Annotated in this window: 1 protein-coding gene; it reads left to right on the plus strand. The window is 68.5% G+C overall.

The features are described 5' to 3' along the window. Window positions 1-235, plus strand: a 235-nt coding sequence (locus NLU14_RS22915) for an amidohydrolase family protein (protein WP_275710942.1), incomplete at both ends; no start/stop codon positions are given.

Below are 235 nucleotides of genomic sequence, written 5' to 3' on the forward strand. Positions count from 1 at the left end.
GGAAAAGGCCAGGCCCTATCCCGACAGCCCCAGCGGCATGCCGGGCGTGCAGACGCTGTTGCCGCTGATGCTCAACCATGTCGCCGAGGGGCGGACGACGCTGCAGCGCGTGATCGACCTGACCAGCGCGGGTCCGCAGCGGATCTTCGGCATTGCCGGCAAGGGCCGGATCGCAGTGGGCTATGACGCCGACTTCACCGTGGTGGACCTCAAGGCGCGCTGGACGGTGGAGGAG

Source organism: Marinobacter iranensis (assembly GCF_029207565.1).
GTDB lineage: Bacteria > Pseudomonadota > Gammaproteobacteria > Pseudomonadales > Oleiphilaceae > Marinobacter > Marinobacter iranensis.